This is a genomic window from Streptomyces sp. cg40 (assembly GCF_050320165.1).
GTDB lineage: Bacteria > Actinomycetota > Actinomycetes > Streptomycetales > Streptomycetaceae > Streptomyces > Streptomyces hokutonensis.
On record NZ_CP190128.1, the window covers coordinates 4,278,286 to 4,297,927 of the forward strand.

19 protein-coding genes are annotated in these 19,642 nt (G+C 70.8%); 13 read left to right on the forward strand and 6 right to left on the reverse strand.

The window, feature by feature from the left end; translation table 11 throughout:
- The first annotated feature begins 4 nt into the window (after window positions 1–4).
- From ACQHII_RS18810 to ACQHII_RS18830, 5 genes are all read left to right on the forward strand, one after another.
- Window positions 5–1,381 (forward strand): cytochrome P450, encoded by a 1,377-nt coding sequence (locus tag ACQHII_RS18810; RefSeq protein WP_427920384.1) that lies wholly within the window; start codon window positions 5–7, stop codon window positions 1,379–1,381.
- Window positions 1,382–1,470: 89 nt separating this feature from the next.
- Complete coding sequence (locus ACQHII_RS18815) at window positions 1,471–2,718, forward strand: cytochrome P450 (protein ID WP_427920385.1); 1,248 nt, start codon at window positions 1,471–1,473, stop codon at window positions 2,716–2,718.
- Window positions 2,715–3,536: an enoyl-CoA hydratase/isomerase family protein gene (locus tag ACQHII_RS18820; protein ID WP_427920386.1), complete on the forward strand. Its 822-nt coding sequence runs from the start codon at window positions 2,715–2,717 to the stop codon at window positions 3,534–3,536. The genes ACQHII_RS18815 and ACQHII_RS18820 overlap by 4 nt, the downstream gene beginning before the upstream one ends.
- A gap of 129 nt (window positions 3,537–3,665) precedes the next feature.
- Complete coding sequence (locus tag ACQHII_RS18825) at window positions 3,666–4,490, forward strand: amidohydrolase family protein (RefSeq protein ID WP_427920387.1); 825 nt, start codon at window positions 3,666–3,668, stop codon at window positions 4,488–4,490.
- Window positions 4,460–4,798 carry an amidohydrolase family protein gene (locus tag ACQHII_RS18830; protein ID WP_427920388.1) on the forward strand — a complete coding sequence of 113 codons (339 nt, stop codon included), beginning with the start codon at window positions 4,460–4,462 and terminating at the stop codon, window positions 4,796–4,798. Before ACQHII_RS18825 ends, ACQHII_RS18830 begins: the two co-directional genes overlap by 31 nt.
- A gap of 260 nt (window positions 4,799–5,058) precedes the next feature.
- On the opposite strand, the gene ACQHII_RS18835 is transcribed toward ACQHII_RS18830, so the two are convergent.
- From ACQHII_RS18835 to ACQHII_RS18860, 6 genes are all read right to left on the reverse strand, one after another.
- The gene (locus ACQHII_RS18835) at window positions 5,059–5,238 is read right to left on the reverse strand and encodes a hypothetical protein (RefSeq protein WP_427920389.1); all 180 of its coding nucleotides are present in this window, start codon (window positions 5,236–5,238) and stop codon (window positions 5,059–5,061) included.
- A complete protein-coding gene (locus ACQHII_RS18840) occupies window positions 5,231–5,881 on the reverse strand; it encodes an RNA polymerase sigma factor (RefSeq protein WP_427920390.1) in 651 nt (216 codons plus the stop codon). The genes ACQHII_RS18835 and ACQHII_RS18840 overlap by 8 nt, the downstream gene beginning before the upstream one ends.
- Before the next feature lie 198 nt (window positions 5,882–6,079).
- Window positions 6,080–7,555: an MFS transporter gene (locus tag ACQHII_RS18845; protein WP_427920391.1), complete on the reverse strand. Its 1,476-nt coding sequence runs from the start codon at window positions 7,553–7,555 to the stop codon at window positions 6,080–6,082.
- Window positions 7,556–7,678: 123 nt separating this feature from the next.
- A complete protein-coding gene (locus ACQHII_RS18850; RefSeq protein WP_427920392.1) occupies window positions 7,679–8,065 on the reverse strand; it encodes a hypothetical protein in 387 nt (128 codons plus the stop codon).
- Between the two features lie 138 nt (window positions 8,066–8,203).
- The gene (locus ACQHII_RS18855) at window positions 8,204–8,764 is read right to left on the reverse strand and encodes a hypothetical protein (protein WP_427920393.1); all 561 of its coding nucleotides are present in this window, start codon (window positions 8,762–8,764) and stop codon (window positions 8,204–8,206) included.
- A gap of 155 nt (window positions 8,765–8,919) precedes the next feature.
- A complete protein-coding gene (locus tag ACQHII_RS18860; RefSeq protein WP_427925351.1) occupies window positions 8,920–10,554 on the reverse strand; it encodes a beta-N-acetylhexosaminidase in 1,635 nt (544 codons plus the stop codon).
- A 215-nt stretch (window positions 10,555–10,769) separates the two neighbouring features.
- On the opposite strand from ACQHII_RS18860, the gene ACQHII_RS18865 reads away from it, so the two are divergent.
- The 8 genes from ACQHII_RS18865 to ACQHII_RS18900 all read left to right on the forward strand — a co-directional run bounded on the left by ACQHII_RS18865 (window position 10,770) and on the right by ACQHII_RS18900 (window position 19,642).
- Window positions 10,770–11,327 carry a 2-oxo-4-hydroxy-4-carboxy-5-ureidoimidazoline decarboxylase gene (locus tag ACQHII_RS18865; RefSeq protein ID WP_427920394.1) on the forward strand — a complete coding sequence of 186 codons (558 nt, stop codon included), beginning with the start codon at window positions 10,770–10,772 and terminating at the stop codon, window positions 11,325–11,327.
- Window positions 11,328–11,583: 256 nt separating this feature from the next.
- Complete coding sequence (gene sdhC, locus ACQHII_RS18870; protein WP_079660228.1) at window positions 11,584–11,964, forward strand: succinate dehydrogenase, cytochrome b556 subunit; 381 nt, start codon at window positions 11,584–11,586, stop codon at window positions 11,962–11,964.
- A 5-nt stretch (window positions 11,965–11,969) separates the two neighbouring features.
- Entirely contained in the window at window positions 11,970–12,449 is a 480-nt protein-coding gene (locus ACQHII_RS18875; protein ID WP_427920395.1) for a succinate dehydrogenase hydrophobic membrane anchor subunit, read from the forward strand.
- A gap of 30 nt (window positions 12,450–12,479) precedes the next feature.
- Window positions 12,480–14,234, forward strand: a complete 1,755-nt coding sequence (gene sdhA / locus ACQHII_RS18880) for a succinate dehydrogenase flavoprotein subunit (protein ID WP_427920396.1) — start codon at window positions 12,480–12,482, stop codon at window positions 14,232–14,234.
- On the forward strand, window positions 14,234–15,013 hold the full coding sequence (locus ACQHII_RS18885) for a succinate dehydrogenase iron-sulfur subunit (protein ID WP_262056085.1): 780 nt from the start codon (window positions 14,234–14,236) through the stop codon (window positions 15,011–15,013). The genes sdhA and ACQHII_RS18885 overlap by 1 nt, the downstream gene beginning before the upstream one ends.
- Before the next feature lie 222 nt (window positions 15,014–15,235).
- Window positions 15,236–16,342 carry a hypothetical protein gene (locus tag ACQHII_RS18890; RefSeq protein ID WP_427920397.1) on the forward strand — a complete coding sequence of 369 codons (1,107 nt, stop codon included), beginning with the start codon at window positions 15,236–15,238 and terminating at the stop codon, window positions 16,340–16,342.
- A gap of 5 nt (window positions 16,343–16,347) precedes the next feature.
- The gene (locus ACQHII_RS18895) at window positions 16,348–17,688 is read left to right on the forward strand and encodes a hypothetical protein (protein ID WP_427920398.1); all 1,341 of its coding nucleotides are present in this window, start codon (window positions 16,348–16,350) and stop codon (window positions 17,686–17,688) included.
- A 10-nt stretch (window positions 17,689–17,698) separates the two neighbouring features.
- Entirely contained in the window at window positions 17,699–19,642 is a 1,944-nt protein-coding gene (locus ACQHII_RS18900; protein WP_427920399.1) for a hypothetical protein, read from the forward strand.

A 19,642-nucleotide genomic window follows, 5' to 3' on the forward strand; every position in this document is an offset into this window, starting at 1 on the left:
CAGCATGCAACAGCCCTTCGAGCCGTCCGGGGCACCGGCCGGCTGCCCCGCGCACGGCAACGTCCCGCTGTACGGGTCCGACTTCGGCTCCGACCCCGAGAACATGTACGCCCAGCTGCGCACGCTGGGGCCGAGCGCCCCGGTCGACATCGCGCCGGACGTCGAGGTCGAGCTGGTGACCAGTTACGACGCCAGCCTGTACATCCTCCAGAACCCGACCCTGTTCGTGCGGGACTCGCGCCGCTGGAACGCCCTGAACGACGGGGCGATACCGGCGGACAGCCCGGCGCTCCCGATGATGGGCTACCGGCCCAACGCCCTGTTCAGCGACGGCGCGGCACACGCCCGGCTGCGGCAGGCGGTCACGGACAGTCTCGCGACCGTCGACCAGAGCCGGATCGTCCGGCTGACGCAGCAGTCGGCCGACTACCTGATCAGCCAGTTCAGCTCCGAGGCCCTCGGCCAGGCGGAGCTGATGTCCGCCTACGCCCAGCCGCTGCCGCTGCTGGTCTTCGGTGAGCTGTTCGGCTGCCCGCCCGAGCTCGGCGACCGCGTGATCGCCGGCATCACCGGCATCTTCCAGGGCACCCCGGGTGCCGACGAGACCCTCGGCGGCGCGCTCGCCGAGCTGATCGCGCTGAAGCGCCGGCAGCCCGGCGAGGACCTCACCACCCGCCTGATGGTGCACTCCTCCCGGCTGACCGACGAGGAGGTGCTGCACCAGCTGGTGACCCTGCTCTCCGGCGGGACCGCGCCCCTGACGGCCTCGATCGGCACCAGCGCCGCGCTGTACCTCAGCGACGACTGGCCGAGCGGTCTGCCGGTCGAGGACGCGGTCGTCAAGACGCTCTGGAACTACGCGCCGATCGCCAACTACGCGGCCCACTACCCCACCCAGGACGTCGAGTTGGGCGAGCGGACGCTGCACGCGGGCGACCCGGTCCTGATCTCCTTCGCCGCCGCCAACAACGACCCCAAGCTGACCGCGCACCGCGAACAGCTCAGCTCCAAGGCCCACCTCGCCTTCGGCGCGGGCCCGCACGCGTGCCCGGCCAAGGACCCCGCGTTCATGATCGCGGCCACGGCCGTCGAGTCGCTGCTCAACCGGCTGCCCGACGTCGAGATGCGCGTCCCCTTCAAGGAACTCGCCTGGGTGCCGGCGCCGTGGAGCCGCCAGCTGGTGACCGTGCCGATCCGCTACACCCCCCGTACGGTGCCGTCCGCGGCCCAGCCCCGCCCGGCGCGGCCGGCCTCCGCCCAGGCCGTGCCGTCGGCCGCCGCCATGCCGCAGCCGGCCGCGTTCAGCCGGCCCTCGCACGCCGCACCGAAGCCCAAGGGCGGGATGTTCAGCCGCTTCCGGGCCTGGGTGAATGGCGAGTGACGTAAGTAACCCTACGAAAACACTGTGTTATTGGATGATTCAAACACCCCACGGGTACGGATGGCGGCTGGCAGAAAGGAGCCACCATCGTGGGAAGCGTCACGACTCCGTCCACGGACCGTCGGGCCACCATCTCCCTGTTCTCCCGTCTCCGGACGGCTGAGGGACAGGCCGATCCCTTCCCCATCTACGCAGAGCTCAGGGCGCGCGGCTCGGTCAGCCCCGCGCCCTGGGGCGGTCACCTCGTGACCGGCTACGGCACCTGCGACCAGGTACTGCGCAACGGCGTGTGGATCGAACCGGACACCACCTGGCGGGAACAACAGGGGGCGCGCACCCGATGGAGCGCCCCCTCCGCACGGGAGATCAGCCGGACGATGCCCGCGCTGAACCCTCCGGAGCACACGCGGGTGCGCCGGTCGGCGGGCTCCTTCGACCGCACCACCATCGAACAGATCGGCCGCCGGGTGAGCCGGGTCGTCGACCGGCTGCTCGACACTCTGCACGAGCGCCTGCACGCGGGAGAGGCCGACTTCTCGGCCCTGGTCAGCGAGGAACTCCCGGTCGCCACCATCGGCGACTGGCTCGGACTGCCCGGCGCGGACTGGCCCCGACTGCGTGAACTGACCCACGACCAGGTCTTCACCCAGGAACTGCTCCCCAACGCCAGCCAGTTGGCCCGTTCCGACGCCGCCATGGTGGAACTGCGCGCCTACTTCCTGGAGTTGATCCGCGACCGCCGCGAACACCCCGGGGACGATCCCGTCTCCCGGTGGATCAGCACCTGGGACGAGCTCGAACCGGACCGGGACAAGGCCGACGAAGCCGTCTACTTCCTCGCCCTGTTCGTCCTGCTGGCCGCCCTGGAGACGACCTCGACACTGCTGTCGACGATGACGCTCCTGCTGGTCGAGGACCCCGACCGCTGGAGTCTGCTCGCCGAACACCCGGACCTGGTGCCCGCGTTCGTGGAGGAGACCCTTCGCTACGACCCTCCCACCCACGTCATCAGCCGGGTCGCCTCCGAGGACTGCCTGCTGGAGGGCACCGAGGTCAAGGCCGGGGAGATGGCCCACCTCATGGTGGGCGCCGCCCAGCGCGACCCCACCAGGTTCACCGACCCCGACTCCTTCGCGCCCCGGCGCAAGGCGACCCATCTGGCCTTCAGTGGAGGCATCCACTACTGCCTGGGCGCACCACTGGCCCGGCTGGAGGCACAGACCCTGCTCAGCCGCATGATCGCCCGCCTGCCGAGACTCACCCTGGTCCGCCGCCCCGTGCAGGCACCCCGGGTGGCGTTCAGGCGACTTCTGAACCTGGACGTTTCACTGACATGAACCCGCCAATAACCTCCCGTGCCGCTGTGCACGCCCCCGCGTCGGAGCCCGTGGACGACGCGGAAACCGCACCTCCCACCGGCCCCCTGAGCCTCACCCGGACCGGATCCGTCCTCCACGTACGGCTCAACCCGTCCACTCAGGACGACGACGTCCTGAGCACCGCCGTCCTGGACGGGCTCATCGCCGTACTCGACGGCCTGCACGAACAGCCCGACGTCCAGATCCTGGTGCTCTCCTCCCTCGGCGATGACTTCTGCCTGGGAGCGGACCGCCGGGAGTACCAGGACGCTCTGGCCGGCGATCCGACCGGCACCACACTGCGGCGCCTCGCGGACAAGGCCCACCGGCTGTGCCAGGCCCTGGAGAACACCCACGCCGTCACCATCGCCCGGCTCCACGGCCGGGTCGTCGGAGCCGGTCTCGCACTCGCGGCCCACTGCGATCTGCGCGCGGGGGCGGACACCTGCCGCTTCCGCATGCCGGAGATCGGCCTCGGTCTCGCCCCCGCCTGGGGAGGCGCGATGGGGCGCCTCATCACGGAGGCCGGCGCCGCCCGAATCCGCGAACTCATGCTCACCTGCGACGAGTTCGACGCCCCCACGGCCCACCACCTCGGGCTGCTGCACAAGGTCGCCCCCCTCGACCAGCTGGACGACGCCGTCACCGCCTGGACCAGACCCCTCGCCCGGCGCTCCCCACAGGCACTCGTCCTCACCAAACGCATGCTCGCCGGCTACTCGAAAGCCGCCCGCACCAGCGACACCGCCCTCCTCGACTCCCACCTCCTCGCCGCCCAACTCGCCCAGCCGCGCTGAGTGTTACGCCCGTGCCGTCCGAGGTGGACCCGCCCTGGACGGCACGGGCCTCCGTGTCTCCGGCCCGGCGTCCCGGCCACCGGACCACCGTGCGTGCCGGGTGGGGTCGGTGCGGGATACACGTGGGGCATGCCTGACAACAGTGAACGTCGCTCGTCGGCCCCTGTCGTGTTCACCGGTGTCCGTCTGGTCGACGGCACCGGGGGCCCGCCCGTCGAGTCGGCGGCCGTGGTCGTGGAGGACGGCAGATTCACCTACGCCGGGCCGGAGCACGCGAGGCCGCAGGTCCGAGGAGCAACCGTCGTCGACTGCCGCGGACGCACCCTGCTGCCCGGGTTCTTCGACTGCCATCTGCACTTCCTCATGGACAGCAACGCCGACTTCACCGGACGGCTGCTCACCAACCGGCCCACGGTCACCGTCTTCGAACGGGCCCGCCGTATGCGCGAGACCCTGCACGCCGGAATCACCACGGCCCGCGATCTCGGCGGCATTGACGCCGGTTACCGCGACGCCGTGGCGCTCGGCCCGATCGAGGGACCCCGACTCCATGTCGCGCTGCGGCTGATGAGCCACACCGGCGGACACGTCGACTTCAGCATGCCCAGCGGCTACGACCCCTCGGCCCTCCTGGAGCCGTTCAGCGAACTGGCCGACGATCCCGGCCAAGTCCGGCTGGCCACACGGCGGTTGCTGCGCGACGGGCGGCGTCAACAGCCCGAGCAACCAGCCCGAGGACGAGGGCCTGACCGTGGAGGAGATCGCGACGGCCGTGGACGAGACCCGACGGCACCGGGGCCGGCCGGTCGACGCCCTGCGCGGCGGGGTGACCAGCGTCGAGCACGGTTACCTCATCGACGACGAAGGCATCGATCTGATGCTGGAGAAGGGCGCGTTCCTGGTCCCGACGCTGTCGACCTTCCATGTCGGGCGAGGCGGTCCGGCGCGGGGTGAAGGTGGCACTCGGCACGGACGCGGGAGCGGTCCCCCACGGGCGGAATCTCCAAGAGCTGGGTCACATGGTGCAGTTGGGCCTGTCCCCACTGGACGCCATCCGCGCGGGCACGCTGAACGCCGCCCAACTCCTGCGCCTGGACCAGTCGTTGGGCACGGTCGAGGTCGGCAAGATCGCCGACGTCGTGGTGTGCGAGGGCGACCCCGTCGCCGACATCCATCTGCTCGAAGATCCGGCGAACGTGGTACTGGTCATGCAGGAGGGCCGGATCGTCAAGCGGGGCAGGGCAGTTGGGGCAGGGGTCTAGTCGCGGCAGTCGGGCCGATACGGCCCTCCTGCATGACCAGCACCACGCGACGCCCGTCGGCCAGGCACACCAAGACAGCTGACCCGACCGTCCAACCACAGCGGCCCAACTCACACCACCCCAGGACACAGCCGTCAAGCCCGACCAGACAGTCGACACACCAGCCTCACCACGGCGACCGAGCTCACACCACCACGCGACGCCGGCCGCCGAGCACTCCGGGGCAGTTGGCCGAGCGGTCCCGTCACGGCGCCGCGGGCTCACCCCACCCCGGGCCGCCAGTCGTCCTCGCGTCGGGGGCTGGTCGCGCGGTCGTCGGAATCCCTGGCCAGCCGGAACGCGGCCACCGCCCGCCGCTCCGCCTCGTCGTCCATGACGACATCGCGCAACGCGGCGCCCAGCAGGGCCGGGAAACCGTCGCCGTTCCGCTGCTCAGCCATCTCCGTGTCCATCCGTCCGCGAACCGCCGTCCGACTGCCCCAGCGTCCTGGTACCGGCATCCGTCACACCCTCCGCCGCGAGTTCACGGGCCAGCCGCTTCAGCCCACGGTAGGCCGCCGTGCGTACGGCACCCGGCCGCTTCCCCAGCACCCGCGCGGCGGCCGGCCCGTCGAGGCCCACGACGACGCGGAGCAGGACCGCCTCCGCCTGGTCGCGGGGCAGGCCGCGCACCAGGTCGAGGGCGTGCTCGGTGGAGAGGGACTCCAGTGCCTGGTCGTGGGTACTGTGCGGACCGGGGAGTTCGAACACGTCCTGTTCCAGGGTTGCCGACCGGGGCCGCACCCGCTGCCTGCGAAGGTGGTCCAGTGCCCGGTGCCGGGCGATGGTCGCCGTCCAACCCCGGAAGCCCGCCCCGTCGCCCCGGAAGCGGCCGAGGTCGCGGGCGATCTCCAGCCAGGCGTCGGCCGCCACGTCCTCGGCCTCGTCGCCGACCAGCCCGCGCAGATACCCGAGCAGCCCGGGCTGCACGATCCGGTACGCGACCGCGAAAGCACCGTCGTCGCCCTCTTGGGCGCGCGCGACAGCGACACCCAGTTCCCCGTCGTGCGCGTGCCCGCGGCGGGGCTCGCCTGTCTGGCCCAAGGACTGTCCTCGTCCGTACGGCCCCCGTGACGTACCGATCGACACACCGATCTCGACGTAGCGGGTCACGTACCGAGTTCGCGAAGAATCCGTACCGGGCGCGGCGGTCCCCCGCACCCCCCATCGCCATCAGCGCCGGGCCTCACAGAAGTGTCACAGCGCCCCCGCCGCGGGGTACTGCCCCTCGATCCCGTCGCTCTAGAGCGTTGTGTCCACGGGCTGTTGGGGTGTCTCCGCCGGGGCCGCGCCCGGCGTCGGCACCCGGTCCGTGTTCACCAGGACGCCCGCGATGAGGGCGGCCAGCAGGAGGGAGCCCATCGCCCACCAGGTGGCCACGTTGAAGCCGTGCACCGCGGCCTTGGCCTCAAGGAGTTTCCTGTCGACGCCGGGGCCCGCGTGGGCGGTGGCGTAGCGCGTGGTGACCGTGGCGGCGATCGTGTTGAGGAGGGCCGTACCGATCGAACCGCCCACCTGCTGGGCGGTGTTGAAGGTGGCGGAGGCCGCGCCGGAGTCGCGCGGGGCGACGCCGCCGGTGGCCAGGGAGACCGAGGTCATCATCGCCGTACCCATGCCGAGGCCGAGCATCAGCATGCCGGGCAGGATGTACGTGGCGTACGCGGGCTCCACCCCGACCTGGGCGATCAGCGCGAGCGCGCCCGCGGCGATGAGCAGGCCCGGGACCATCAGGGTGCGCGGCGGGACCCGGTACACCAGCCGGGCCGCGATCTGCGTGGAGCCGGTGATCATGCCGACGGTGATGGGGAGATAGGCGACGCCCGTCCTGACCGGCGAATAGCCGAGGACGCGCTGCATGTAGTAGGTGAGGAAGAGGAACACGCCGAACATGCCGATGGTGACGAACAGGATGGTGAGGAACGCCCCGACCCGCTGACGGTCCTTCACCACCGACATCGGCAGTAGCGGAACCCGTGCCCGGGTCTGCCAGAACCCGAACGCGACGAGCAGCACGACACCGGCCGCGAGCAGGCCGAGGACCAGTCCGTCGCCCCAACTCCGCGACTCCGCCTCGGAGAAGCCGTAGACGAGGGTCAGCATGCCGCCCGAGCCGAGGAGCGCGCCGGGGATGTCGAGATGGGCCTCCGGGTGCCGGGAGCTGTCGCTGAGCAGCACCCAGGCGCCGGCGAACGCGACCAGCGCGATGGGCACGTTGACGTAGAGGCACCAGCGCCAGTCCAGGTACTGGGTGAGGAAGCCGCCCGCGAGGAGGCCGACTGCCGCGCCCGCGCCGACGATCGCGCCGAACACGCCGAAGGCCTTGCCGCGGTCCTTCGGGTCGGTGAACGTCGTGGTCAGCAGCGACAGCGCGGAGGGGGCCAGGAGCGCGGCGAAGACTCCTTGCAGCGCCCTGGCGCCGAACAGCATGCCCTGGTTGGCGGCGGCACCGCCGAGCGCGGACGCGGCGGCGAAGCCGATCAGGCCGATCATGAAGGTGTTCTTGCGCCCGGCGAGGTCCGCGACCCGGCCGCCGAGCAGCAGCAGTCCGCCGAAGGCGAGGGTGTAGGCAGTGATGACCCACTGCCGGTTCCCGTCCGACATCCCCAGGTCGGTCTGGGCGGACGGCAGTGCGATGTTGACGATGGTCATGTCGAGGACGACCATCAACTGCGCGAGCGCGATGACGACCAGCGCCCACCAACGACGGTTGTCAGCCATGTACCCTCCCCGGTCCGGCAGTTGCCCTCATCGTCCTCCCGGACCTCGCCCTTGGGGAACGCAGGCGTCTCTTATTACGCCGATTTTGCCGTGCGAGAACCTCGGGGCGCCCGCCGAACTCGCCTACCCCCGCACGCCGTTGATCGCGTCCCGGCACAGCAGCCGCAGCGACCCGTGCCCGCCGAAACACCGCCGCGCCTCGTCGACGGGGTCCCACAGGCTCCCGTCCGGAGTGCGCAGCCAGTGCTCACCGCCGGTCGCCCACCACTCGGCACCGGTCTGCCGCGCGATCACCTCGCCGGCGTACGCCCCGAATCCGCGCAACTCGCTCCGCACGGCGGCGTACGGCGTGCCCTCCCGCCGTATCTCCTCGATCATCCGGTCGACGCGCCACAGGCTCCGCGCCGAGTAGTCGAGGCGCACCCGCGCGCCCTCGCGCATCATCGCCACCGAGTCCGCGGCCCACCGCACGGGCTGCGCGGCGGCCCTGGGCCGGGACCGCTCCGTCATCCGCTCTGTCACCACACCAGGAGAAGCACGGCCGGGCACTCTTCCGGCACCACGATCCGGACATTCCCCCGGACCGGCGCAGGACCACCCCATCCTCACCGCACGACGCTCACAGACCGCGCGGAAACGGGGCTCCCCTCAACCCCGTCCGCGGGCCCGGCGCGACACCACCGCGCGCAGCACCCGGCGGCCCTCCGTGGACACGGCCAGGACCTGGCGGAGTCCGCCCGGGGCGGGGCCGGAGAGGAGTTCGAGCACGGTGATCTGGCGGCGCAGCTCGGCCGCGACGAGCGGCGAGACCCCGTCCGTACGGCCCGCCCGGCGGGCGTCGACCGGGGAGCCGTCGTCGGCGGGGTCGAGGAGCTGGTGGATCCGCAGCGAGGCGACGGAGCAGGCGTCGGCCCACTCCCGTACGGAGGGGTCGGCCAGGCTGTCCGGGGCGGTGTCGAGCATCCGCCGGGCCAGCGGCGCGGCCACATCCTCACCGGGTTCCTCGAAGAGGGCGGGCAGTTCACCGCGCGCCTTCTCCAGCCGCTCGCCCCACTCCTCCCCCGTCGCGCCGTCCGCGAGGCCGGCCCACAACGGCCGCAGCACCTCGTCGCCACCGCCCAGCAGCGGTACACACCGATCCAAACAAGCCAGCCCACTGACGGCCAGCGCCCGTTCGTCGGCCCGAGCGATCAGTTCCAGCAGACTCATCCGAACCTCCCTCGGCGGGGCCCCTCCCCTTTGGGGCCCGCGTCTCCCCTGACTGCGTGCTCCACCCCGGGAGTGTCACACGGGAGCACCCCGAGCAGGTCGGGAAAGCGGAAGAAGAGATTTTCGGCCAACCGGTCGTGAGAACCGGCGTCCGCTCAACCCACCTTGTCCGCAAGCGACTTGAACTGGGTCCAGGTCAGCGGCGGTGTCCCCGGGTCCCACAGCTTCTGGACGGTGGCCCGCAACGGCATCCGGATGCCGGCCGCGACCTGCGCCTGCGTCTGCGAGTTGGCCAGGTCGCACCAGACCGCGAAGGAGCCGCCGAGGATCTGGGCGTCGTACTTCGCGGGGACCGCCTGGGTGCCGCGCAGCACGCGCGGGGTCCACTGTTCGTAGATCCGCCGCCCGGTCGGATAGACGAAGGTCTGCGGCTCGCCGAGGACGTAGTACAGGTACTCGTCGTTGTAGTTGAGGACCTTGCGCCCCGCGCTCAGATAGGCGACGGGCTGCCGCGCGCCGAGCTCCTTGCCCGTCCAGTACGCCACCTGGAGATCCCTGGCGGCCTGCACGGACGTACCCGCGAAGAAGCCGTCGTTCCACACCCGCATCGTCCGGTCGTGGTCGCGGACCGTGTCGGCGCGGTCGTTGAGCCAGCCGGTGGTGAGGTCGGCGACGGTGCCGCCGGAGCCGTAGGCCTTCGTCGCGGCGGCGGCCAACTGCGGGAAGGACGCCTGGGGGTCGGCGACGGTCAGCGCCTGGTACTCGTCGCCGCCGAGGTGCCACTGATCGCCGGTGAACAACCCGGCGTATTCGTCGAGGAGTTGGTCGACGATCGCGGCGGACGCGTCCTTGGAGATGTCGACGGCACCGCGCCTGGCGACGCCCGACGCGTTGCGGAGTTGGAGATCGGGGTGCGCGGCGATCACCGCGCCCAGATGCCCCGGCGAGTCGATCTCGGGCACGACGGTGATGTGCCGGGCGGCGGCGAGACCGACGATCGACTTCACCTGGGCCTTGGTCAGATGGTCCTTGGACACGACCTCCGGATGGCTGGTGGACTCGATCCGGAAACCCTGGTCGTCGGAGAAGTGCAGGCCCAGCTCGTTGAACTTCAGGTCGCCCAACTCCCGTACCCGGTCCTCGATCCAGGACGCGGTGAACGGCTTGCGCGCGATGTCCAGCATGAACCCGCGCCGCGGCTTGGCCGGTTGGTCGTGCACGACCCCCTCCGGCGCCGAACCGCCGCCGTGCACCTCCTGCTTGAGCGTCCGGGTGCCGTAGAACACCCCCGCGTCCGAGGGCCCGCTGATGGTGACCCGCCCGCCGCGCACGGTCATCGCGTACGACTCCGGGTTCGCGCCCTCGTCGTCGTTCAGCGCCAGCCGTACGTCCCCGGCGCGCACGTCACTCGCCTCGCCCGCGTACGTCAGCCCCAGCTCACCGGCGATCAGCCGCCCCTCGTCGACGAGGTCGGCGTCGTCGACGACGACCCGCTCCCCCTTGGCGGGGCGCCAGCCGGGGCCGCGCGCGGGCGTGTGCGAGCGCACGGCGGGAATCGTGCGGGGCGTCTGCGACAGCGGATAGACCCGGGTCGGGCTCGGGGTGGGCGTGGGGGTGCGCGAGTTCGCGGCCCGCGAGGAGGTGGAGCCGGAGTCGGCGGGGCTCAGCGCGGCGCCGACCGGACTCCCGTCGTCCCCGGACGACGCCCACAGCCCGAGGCCGACACCGCCCGCCACCACGGCAGTGGCCGCGGCGACCGCGATCAGCCCCGGCTTCTGCTTCCACTTCACCTGCTTCGCCGACGAGCGGCGCCTGTGCTGGCTCACGGCGCCAACCTACGGCCCCGGGCGGACCGCGAGTGTCCACCACACGTTCCGAAACTCTCCCGTCCGGGTGAAATTCGGGCATGCAACGGACACGTCATGACCACTCCCGATAACGTGGTGACACACCTCTCACAGCACCTCTCACAACACCCTTCACCGCATCCCCTGCCGCACCATCCGTGACGCGAGGATCCACACTGCCTTCGCACCGCCTTCCCCACCTTCCCGGCCGACTGGCCATACCGGCGCTGCCCGAGCAGTCCCGCACCTCGCCGTCCCCGAATTCACTCGCGGCCTTCAACACGGCACCGCCCGAAGACGCCCGCCACACCCTCCTCGCCTGCCTCCACAGCCACCGCTGGTCCCACCGCCTCACCGACCACCGCCCCTACCCCGACCTCGACGCCCTGCTCGCCGCGTCCGACGAGGCGGCGTACGACCTCACGGCGGGCGACCTGGCGGAGGCCCTGGCGGGCGAGTCGCTGCCGGTCCTGCCGGACGACACGTACGAGGCCGCTCACATGGCATTGGACGCGGCCCACGCGGCGTACGAGGCGAGGTTCGGCCACGTGTTCGTCATCTGCCCGGACGGCATTGCCCCGGACGAGGTCCTGGACCATGTACTGGCGGAAATCCGGTCACGGCTGACAAACGATCCCGAGGAAGAACGGGTAGTGGTGGCCGAGGAACTCCGGCGCCTGGCAAGAGGCCGGCTGCTGAGCGTCTTTGTCTTTTAGGGGCGCGGGGCTGTGTCTATTTGCGGCTCCGCCGCGTGGGCGCGACCAGCCACAACGCACCCGCACCCGACCAGCCGCCCGAAACTAGCCCATACGCGCACCTTTGGGTGCCAGTTTGATCACACAAGCAGGCCCGCCGTAAGACCCGTGTCAGCACCTGGTTACGATGCTGAGGGCCGGTGGACCGTACCCGGCCGGGCCCGACCGACAGAGAAGCCGGCGCGGCCCTAAATCCCCGCTCCCGGAGGGTTCTTCCGTGCCGGCTGGAACGCTGTACCGCGGCCGGGAAGGAATGTGGTCCTGGGTGGCTCATCGAGTCACCGGCGTCCTCATCTTCTTCTTCCTGTTCGTACACGTGCTGGACACCGCTCTCGTGCGTGTCTCCCCCGAGGACTACGACAAGGTCGTAGCCACCTACAAGACGCCGATCGTGGGCCTGCTGGAGTACGGCCTCGTCGCCGCCATCCTGTTCCACGCCCTCAACGGCCTGCGCGTCATCGCCGTCGACTTCTGGTCGAAGGGCCCGCGCTACCAGAAGCAGATGCTCTGGTCGGTCGTAGGCCTGTGGGTCGTGCTCATGCTCGGGGCGATCTACCCCGTGCTCGGCCACGCCGCTCGTGAACTGTTCGGGAGCTGACACCGATGGCCACCACTGAAACCACCTCCGGTATCGGCCCCGTCGAGAGCGCGGCCGTCTACACCGTGGACAACCCCGCGCCGCTCATCGAGGCCCCCCGCAAGCGCACCAAGAAGACCCCGAAGTCGACCCGGGGCAATTTCGAGATGTACGGCTGGCTCTTCATGCGCCTGTCCGGCGTCGTGCTGGTCGTCCTGGTCCTCGGCCACCTGCTGATCCAGCTCGTGCTCGACGGCGGTGTCTCCAAGATCGGCTTCGCCTTCGTGGCCGGCCGCTGGGCCTCGCCGTTCTGGCAGGTCTGGGATCTGCTGATGCTGTGGCTGGCGATGCTGCACGGCGCCAACGGCCTGCGCACGGTCATCAACGACTACGCGGAGCGCGCGAACACCCGGCTGTGGCTCAAGGGCCTGCTCTACACCGCCACGGTGTTCACCATCCTGCTGGGCACGCTGGTGATCTTCACCTTCGACCCGAACATCCGCTAGGCCACCGGGCTGAGGGACTGAGGAATTCTGATGAAGATCCACAAATACGACACCGTCATCGTCGGCGCGGGCGGCGCCGGTATGCGCGCCGCGATCGAGTCGACGAAGCGCAGCCGCACCGCGGTCCTGACGAAGCTCTACCCCACCCGCTCCCACACGGGCGCCGCGCAGGGCGGTATGGCCGCCGCGCTCGCCAACGTGGAGGAGGACAACTGGGAGTGGCACACCTTCGACACGATCAAGGGCGGTGACTACCTGGTCGACCAGGACGCCGCCGAGATCCTGGCGAAGGAGGCCATCGACTCGGTCCTCGACCTGGAGAAGATGGGCCTGCCGTTCAACCGCACGCCGGACGGCACGATCGACCAGCGCCGCTTCGGCGGTCACAGCCGCAACCACGGCGAGGCCCCGGTCCGCCGGTCCTGCTACGCGGCCGACCGCACGGGCCACATGATCCTCCAGACGCTGTACCAGAACTGCGTGAAGGAGGGCGTGGAGTTCTTCAACGAGTTCTACGTCCTCGACCAGCTGATCGCCGACGTCGACGGCGTGAAGACCTCGGTCGGCGTGGTCGCGTACGAGCTGGCGACCGGCGAGATCCACGTCTTCCAGGCGAAGGCCGTGATCTACGCGTCCGGCGGCTGCGGCAAGTTCTTCAAGGTGACGTCGAACGCGCACACGCTGACGGGCGACGGCCAGGCCGCCGTGTACCGCCGGGGTCTGCCGCTGGAGGACATGGAGTTCTTCCAGTTCCACCCGACCGGCATCTGGCGCATGGGCATCCTGCTGACGGAGGGCGCCCGCGGTGAGGGCGGCATCCTCCGCAACAAGGACGGCGAGCGCTTCATGGAGAAGTACGCGCCGGTGATGAAGGACCTGGCGAGCCGGGACGTGGTCTCCCGCTCCATCTACACGGAGATCCGGGAGGGCCGCGGCTGCGGCCCCGAGGGCGACCACGTGTACCTCGACCTGACGCACCTCCCGCCGGAGCAGCTGGACGCGAAGCTGCCCGACATCACGGAGTTCGCGCGCACGTACCTCGGTATCGAGCCGTACACGGACCCGATCCCGATCCAGCCCACCGCGCACTACGCGATGGGCGGCATCCCGACGAACGTCGAGGGTGAGGTCCTCACGGACAACACCACGGTGGTCCCGGGCCTGTACGCGGCCGGCGAGGTCGCCTGCGTGTCCGTCCACGGCGCCAACCGCCTCGGCACCAACTCGCTCCTGGACATCAACGTGTTCGGGCGCCGGGCGGGCATCGCGGCGGCGGAGTACAGCCAGAAGGCGTCCTACGTCGAGCTGCCGGAGAACCCCGCGCAGCAGGTCATCGACCAGGTCGAGCACCTCCGTGCCTCCACCGGCACCGAGCGCGTGGCGGTCATCCGCCGCGAGCTCCAGGAGACCATGGACGCGAACGTCATGGTGTTCCGCACCGAGCAGACCATCAAGACGGCGGTCGAGAAGATCGCGGAGCTGCGCGAGCGCTACCGGAACGTCTCGATCCAGGACAAGGGCCGCAGGTTCAACACGGATCTCCTCGAGGCCATCGAACTCGGCAACCTCCTGGACCTCGCCGAGGTCATGGCGGTCTCCGCCCTCGCCCGCAAGGAGTCCCGCGGCGGTCACTACCGCGAGGACTACCCCAACCGCGACGACGTCAACTTCATGCGCCACACCATGGCGTACCGCGAGGTCGGCGACGACGGCACCGAGTCCATCCGTCTCGACTACAAGCCGGTCGTCCAGACCCGCTACCAGCCGATGGAGCGTAAGTACTGATGGCAACCCCTGTTCTGGACAAGGAAGAAGCGGCCGGCCAGCCCGAGCCCGGCTTCGCCGACTCCCCCTACATCACGGTCACCTTCCGGGTCCGCCGCTTCAACTCCGAGGTCTCGGCGGAAGCGGTCTGGGAAGACTTCCAGCTGGAGATCGACCCCAAGGAGCGCGTCCTCGACGGTCTCCACAAGATCAAGTGGGACATCGACGGCACGCTGACGTTCCGCCGCTCGTGCGCGCACGGCATCTGCGGTTCGGACGCGATGCGGATCAACGGCAAGAACCGTCTCGCCTGCAAGACCCTGATCAAGGACCTCAACCCCGAGAAGCCGATCACGGTCGAGCCGATCAAGGGTCTGACGGTCCTGAAGGACCTGGTCGTCGACATGGACCCGTTCTTCCAGGCGTACCGCGACGTCATGCCCTTCCTGATCACGAAGGACACGAACGAGCCGACCCGGGAACGCCTCCAGTCGGCGGAGGACCGCGAGCGCTTCGACGACACCACGAAGTGCATCCTCTGCGCGGCCTGCACGTCGTCCTGCCCGGTCTTCTGGAACGACGGCCAGTACTTCGGCCCGGCCGCCATCGTCAACGCCCACCGCTTCATCTTCGACAGCCGTGACGAGGCGGGCGAGCAGCGCCTGGAGATCCTCAACGACCGCGACGGCGTGTGGCGTTGCCGCACCACCTTCAACTGCACGGACGCCTGCCCCCGAGGCATCGAGGTCACGAAGGCAATCCAGGAAGTGAAGCGGGCACTGATCACTCGGCGCTTCTGAGGTTCCTTCCGCTACGGCCATGAGGGCCCCGTTCCCAGGTGGGAACGGGGCCCTCGGTCGTACCCGTCCCCAGGGCCCCTGGGAACGGCCGGGTCAAGGGTCTTCCCCAGCCCCCTCCCTGGCGACGCCGTCCCCGGCGCGCTGCCAACGTTGCGGTTCCAGGCCCTGGTTCGGGGGTCTGGAACAGGTCGCGTCGGCTCACTGCCGGGAGGGGCTGGTCTCATGCAGCCGTACGAAGAGGAATACGGAAGGCGTTACCGGGAGGAGGAGGAAGAGGAGTTCGGTGCCGAGGGACGCCGCGAGGAGCGGGTGGCCGAGTCGCTGGAGAGCCCCTTCGACGAGGAGGAGGAAGTCCAGCTGGCCACCGAGCTGTTGGGGGTCACCTCCGAGGAGGAGCTGGAGGAGTTCCTGGGCAAATGGCTGAGGGCGGCCGCGCGGAAGGCCAACGGCTTCCTGGGGTCCGCGGCCGGCAAGGCGGTCGGCGGCATCCTCAAGAACGTCGCCAAGCAGGCGCTGCCCGCCATCGGGGGCGCCCTCGGGACGGCGATCGGCGGCCCCGGCATCGGCACCGCGATCGGTGCCAAGGCGGGCGACTGGGCGAGCAATCTGTTCGAGGTCGAGGGCGAGGGCATCGACCACGAGGAGTACGAGTTCGAGACCGCCCGGCGCTTCGTCGCGCTGAGCGGTGCCGCCGCGCGGAACGCCGCGTTCGGCTCGCGCCGGATCGCTCCGCGGGCCCTGGCCCAGCGGGCCGTCCACTCGGCGGCCCGCCGCTACGCCCCGGGAGTGGCCCGGCGCTTCAGGACCTTCGCCGTGCCGGCGGACTGGTTCTGGCCGGGATCACCCGTATCCGGGCTCGTCGAGGAGCCGGCCTCGGCTCCGGCCGCCCCCGCCGCCAAGGAGGAGTGGGGCGCGTCCCCGGAGCTGGAGGAGTGGCGGCACGGCGAGGAGCGCCGCGAGGAACAGCGCGGGGCGTGGGGCAACCGCGAGGAACGGCGCGAGGAGCGGCGCGAGTTCGGTGAGGAGCGGCGCGAGGCCAGGCGCGAGTTCGGTGAGGAGCGCGGCTGGGAGCACGCCGAGGAGGAAGAGGAGGAGGAGTGGGGCCGCGCAGAGGAAGAGCGGCGCGCCCGGGAGGAGGGCTGGGGGCACGAGGAGCGGACGCACCACAACGGCCACCACGAAAGCCATCACAACCGCCATCACAACGGCCACCGTGAGGGCCATCACGAGGGCCATCACGAGGGCCACCACGAGGGCCACCACAACGGCCGTGCCCGGTCGGGGCGTTGGGTCCGCCAGGGTCGCAAGATCGTCATCATGGGGGCCTGACCGTCATGGACCTGCGGCCGGCAGCCACCGCGCTGCTCGAAGGCGAGGCCCGCGCTCTGCTGACCCGTCTGAACCGGGTCAGGCCGTTCGCGCTGCACGAGACCATGGTGCCTGCCGCCGCACCGTCCGCCGCCGCCCAGAGCGCGATCGAGCGCTTCCTCATGGAGGGGCGGAGCAGGCTCCGGCATCGGGTCGGCGCGTATCTGGAGTGGCTGGAGGGGCCGGGCGGCGACCGGGACCCCGAGTGGCAGCAGCACCAATTCTCGTTGCTGCGCTGGGAGTTCAACTCCGTACTGAGCCACTTCGACGTCTTCTCGGAAGCCGTCACCCAGCGCAGCGAGCACGACGTCGGGGTGCAGCTCGCCGGGCTGGACGTCGCGGCGGTCGACGCGCTCGTCACGCCGGGCACCCCGCTCGCCGACCCGCCGCCCATCATCTGCTACCTCGCCCGCGGTCCGGGCGGCGCGATCCGCCGGGTGCACACCCGCATCCCCGGCGGCGGGCGCAGCCCGGTCTCGCTGATCCGGATCCCCCGCGAACGCATGGTCGGGTACGGCATCGGCTCGTCCCTGGTCCACGAGGTCGGCCACCAGGCGGTCGCCCAGCTCGGGCTCCTCGGCTCGCTGCGGCCCGTCCTCTACGACATCGAGCGGCACGCGCGTACGGCGGCCGAGCGGTCGGCGTTCCGCTACTGGGGGCTGACCCTCTCCGAGGTGCTCGCGGATCTCTTCGCCGTGGGGAAGCTCGGCATCGGCGGCACCCTGGGATTGATGGCCGTGGTGAGCCTGCCGCGCCGGCTGGTGCTCGCGCCGGCTCTCGACGACCCGCATCCGTTCCCGTACATCAGGGTCCGGCTCAGCTGCGCCATGGGCGACGCCCTGTACCCGCATCCGCAGTGGCGGCAGCTGAGCGCGCTGTGGGCCGCGCTCTACCCGCCGCACCGCGCCCCGCGGGAACTGCGCGAGGTGACCGAGATCCTCGAACGGTCCATGCCCCGCTTCGTCCGCCTGCTGGTGGGCCACCGCCCGCCCTCACTGAGCGGCGCCCGGCTGGCCGACCTGATGCCCCGCTCCAGCCGTACGCCCGCGCTGCTGCTGTCCCACTACCGGCGCTGGACACGACAGCCCGAGCTGCTGCGCACGGCCCGGCCCACGCTGGTCCTCGCGGTCCTCGGCCAGGCCAGGGCCGCATCCCTGATCACACCGGAGGAGGAGAGCCGCCTGCTGGGGGAGCTGATCACCCACTGGGCACTCTCCAACACCCTTGAGGCCCTGGACGGGGCCGCGGAACACCGACACCCCATAGCCGCACACACCGCGGAGCTCTCCGCGTACGACAGCCGTTGAGGAGGCCGTCATGGCCACGATCGAAGTACGGCCCCACAACATCCAACAGGGCGGACGTGTCTCACTGTTCGCCGCACCGGACCAGCCGGCCCCGCCCGGGACCACCATCACCTGGCAAGTCCTCGGCTTCGGCGATCTGCCGAGCGACCCGCAGGATCCCGCCCGCGCCGTCTGGGACGTCCCCGACGACCAACGGCCCGGCGGGTACACCGCCCGGGTGACGTTCCACCTCCCGAACGCGGCGAACGACGTGGCCGATGCCGATCTCACCGTGCAGGTGCGGCCGATCGCCGCCGGCGACAGCATCAACGTCCAGCTGCGCAGGGCGGGTTCGGACCCGACCGACGACCAGGCCCTGTGGACGGCGATCCGCCGCTCCACCGACCGGATCTCGTTCAACGAGTACAGCGCCTTCATCGATCCGATCATGTCCGGCAGCGGCCTGCCCGACCCCAGCGAGCCGCGCAAGAAGATCGGGCCGCGCGCCCTGGCGTACCCGGGCGTGGACGCGTACCGGCTGCTGAAGGTCGCCACCGAGGTGTTCCTCATCGTGCGGTGCGGGGTCCGCGTCGACAGCGCCGACCTGACGTCCCCCTTCGACGGCGTCGACCTGGAGGAGGAGCGGCGCCGCTACGGCGAGTCGGGCGACGTGGACGGCGACGCCTTCGCGCGGGCCATCCAGCAGCGCTGGCTGCGCTACATCTCGGCGCACTCGCCGGGTGAACGCCGCCCGGACGAACAGGACTTGGCGCTGCTCCCCTACCTCGGGGTGATCCGGCTGAAGCTGGGCGAGCTGGCGATCACGGAGGCGGACCAGTTCGGTGTGGAGGCCTTCGGCATCCTGCGCGACAAGCTGACCTTCCCCTGCTTCCTCGAACTGATCTGGTCGTACTGGCACGAGGAGGGCATGCTCGTCCGCTCGGCCGACGCGATCTCCGCGCGTTTCCAGAACGTGCACGGCCCCGGCGACTACGACCCGCTGGCCCATGTCGACATCGATCCGCTGCGCGCCCTCAGCCAGTTGATGTGGGGCTATGTGCAGGACGAGCAGAACCGGCTGTCGCCGCTGCGCCGGGCCTACGAGTACGACCACCAGTACGGGGTGACCCAACTGGCGCCGGGCGCACCGCCGATCAGGCCGGTGGACAGCCGGCCGCGGTTCCTGGAGGCCTTCCACACCCTGCTGAGCCTGACGTCCGTGTTCTTCCGCGAGGACGACGACACCACGATCATCGCGGACGGCTTCCCGGTCCTCAACGCGCTCAAGGACGTCCATCTGCTGCTGACCGAGGGACAGCACAACCAGTACGGCGACCTGTCCTGGACCGCGCGCCAGGAGATGCTGATGGAGGAGTGGCTGCTGGCCCGCCCGGAGATGCGCGAGTTCCTGCCCGGCCGCACGATGGTCGCCTATCCCGAGCAGTGGATGGACCGCGTCGACACCATGAAGCGGCTCCAGGGCTGGACCCCGGACACCGTCATCCACTTCCGCGACCTCGGCCGGTTCGGCGAGCAACTGCTCCTGTCGATCCGCTACGGCAACTGGAACGCGGTCAACGACCGTACCCAGGCGGCGAACTGGGCCCGCTACTGGCGCTCGGAGATCCAGGGCTACCTGCACTCGTACCGCTCGGTGACCGGCGTGGACCTCGGTCTGGAGCGCACGGACGGGCGCGTCGACGCCACGATGCCCGCCGTACACCTGCGCCGCAGGCTGCTGGAGCAGCAGGGCCGGCACGCCGTCGGCGCGGGCTCCGACCAGCGGGGCGGGCGGCAGTTGGGGCGGCCCGAGCCGAGGGAGGCCCTGGGCCGCGCCGAGCCCCGGGCCCAACTGCCCCGGGCCGCCGCCGCACCGAGGGAACTGCCCCGCGGCAGGCAGCCCGAGCGACGGCCCGCCGGGCTCCCGCCGGGGCGTTCCGCTGCGGCCCGGCGTGGCCGTCCGGAAGGGGAGTGA

What these genes read in the sequence shown, in the direction of transcription:
- ACQHII_RS18810 (WP_427920384.1), top strand. Translation starts at nt 5, where the DNA reads ATGCAACAGCCCTTCGAGCCGTCCGGGGCACCGGCCGGCTGCCCCGCG.
- ACQHII_RS18820 (WP_427920386.1), top strand. Translation starts at nt 2,715, where the DNA reads ATGAACCCGCCAATAACCTCCCGTGCCGCTGTGCACGCCCCCGCGTCG.
- ACQHII_RS18825 (WP_427920387.1), top strand. Translation starts at nt 3,666, where the DNA reads ATGCCTGACAACAGTGAACGTCGCTCGTCGGCCCCTGTCGTGTTCACC.
- ACQHII_RS18830 (WP_427920388.1), top strand. Translation starts at nt 4,460, where the DNA reads ATGTCGGGCGAGGCGGTCCGGCGCGGGGTGAAGGTGGCACTCGGCACG.
- ACQHII_RS18835 (WP_427920389.1), bottom strand. Translation starts at nt 5,238, where the DNA reads ATGGCTGAGCAGCGGAACGGCGACGGTTTCCCGGCCCTGCTGGGCGCC.
- ACQHII_RS18845 (WP_427920391.1), bottom strand. Translation starts at nt 7,555, where the DNA reads ATGGCTGACAACCGTCGTTGGTGGGCGCTGGTCGTCATCGCGCTCGCG.
- ACQHII_RS18850 (WP_427920392.1), bottom strand. Translation starts at nt 8,065, where the DNA reads ATGACGGAGCGGTCCCGGCCCAGGGCCGCCGCGCAGCCCGTGCGGTGG.
- ACQHII_RS18855 (WP_427920393.1), bottom strand. Translation starts at nt 8,764, where the DNA reads ATGAGTCTGCTGGAACTGATCGCTCGGGCCGACGAACGGGCGCTGGCC.
- ACQHII_RS18875 (WP_427920395.1), top strand. Translation starts at nt 11,970, where the DNA reads ATGGCCACCACTGAAACCACCTCCGGTATCGGCCCCGTCGAGAGCGCG.
- sdhA (WP_427920396.1), top strand. Translation starts at nt 12,480, where the DNA reads ATGAAGATCCACAAATACGACACCGTCATCGTCGGCGCGGGCGGCGCC.
- ACQHII_RS18885 (WP_262056085.1), top strand. Translation starts at nt 14,234, where the DNA reads ATGGCAACCCCTGTTCTGGACAAGGAAGAAGCGGCCGGCCAGCCCGAG.
- ACQHII_RS18890 (WP_427920397.1), top strand. Translation starts at nt 15,236, where the DNA reads ATGCAGCCGTACGAAGAGGAATACGGAAGGCGTTACCGGGAGGAGGAG.
- ACQHII_RS18895 (WP_427920398.1), top strand. Translation starts at nt 16,348, where the DNA reads ATGGACCTGCGGCCGGCAGCCACCGCGCTGCTCGAAGGCGAGGCCCGC.
- ACQHII_RS18900 (WP_427920399.1), top strand. Translation starts at nt 17,699, where the DNA reads ATGGCCACGATCGAAGTACGGCCCCACAACATCCAACAGGGCGGACGT.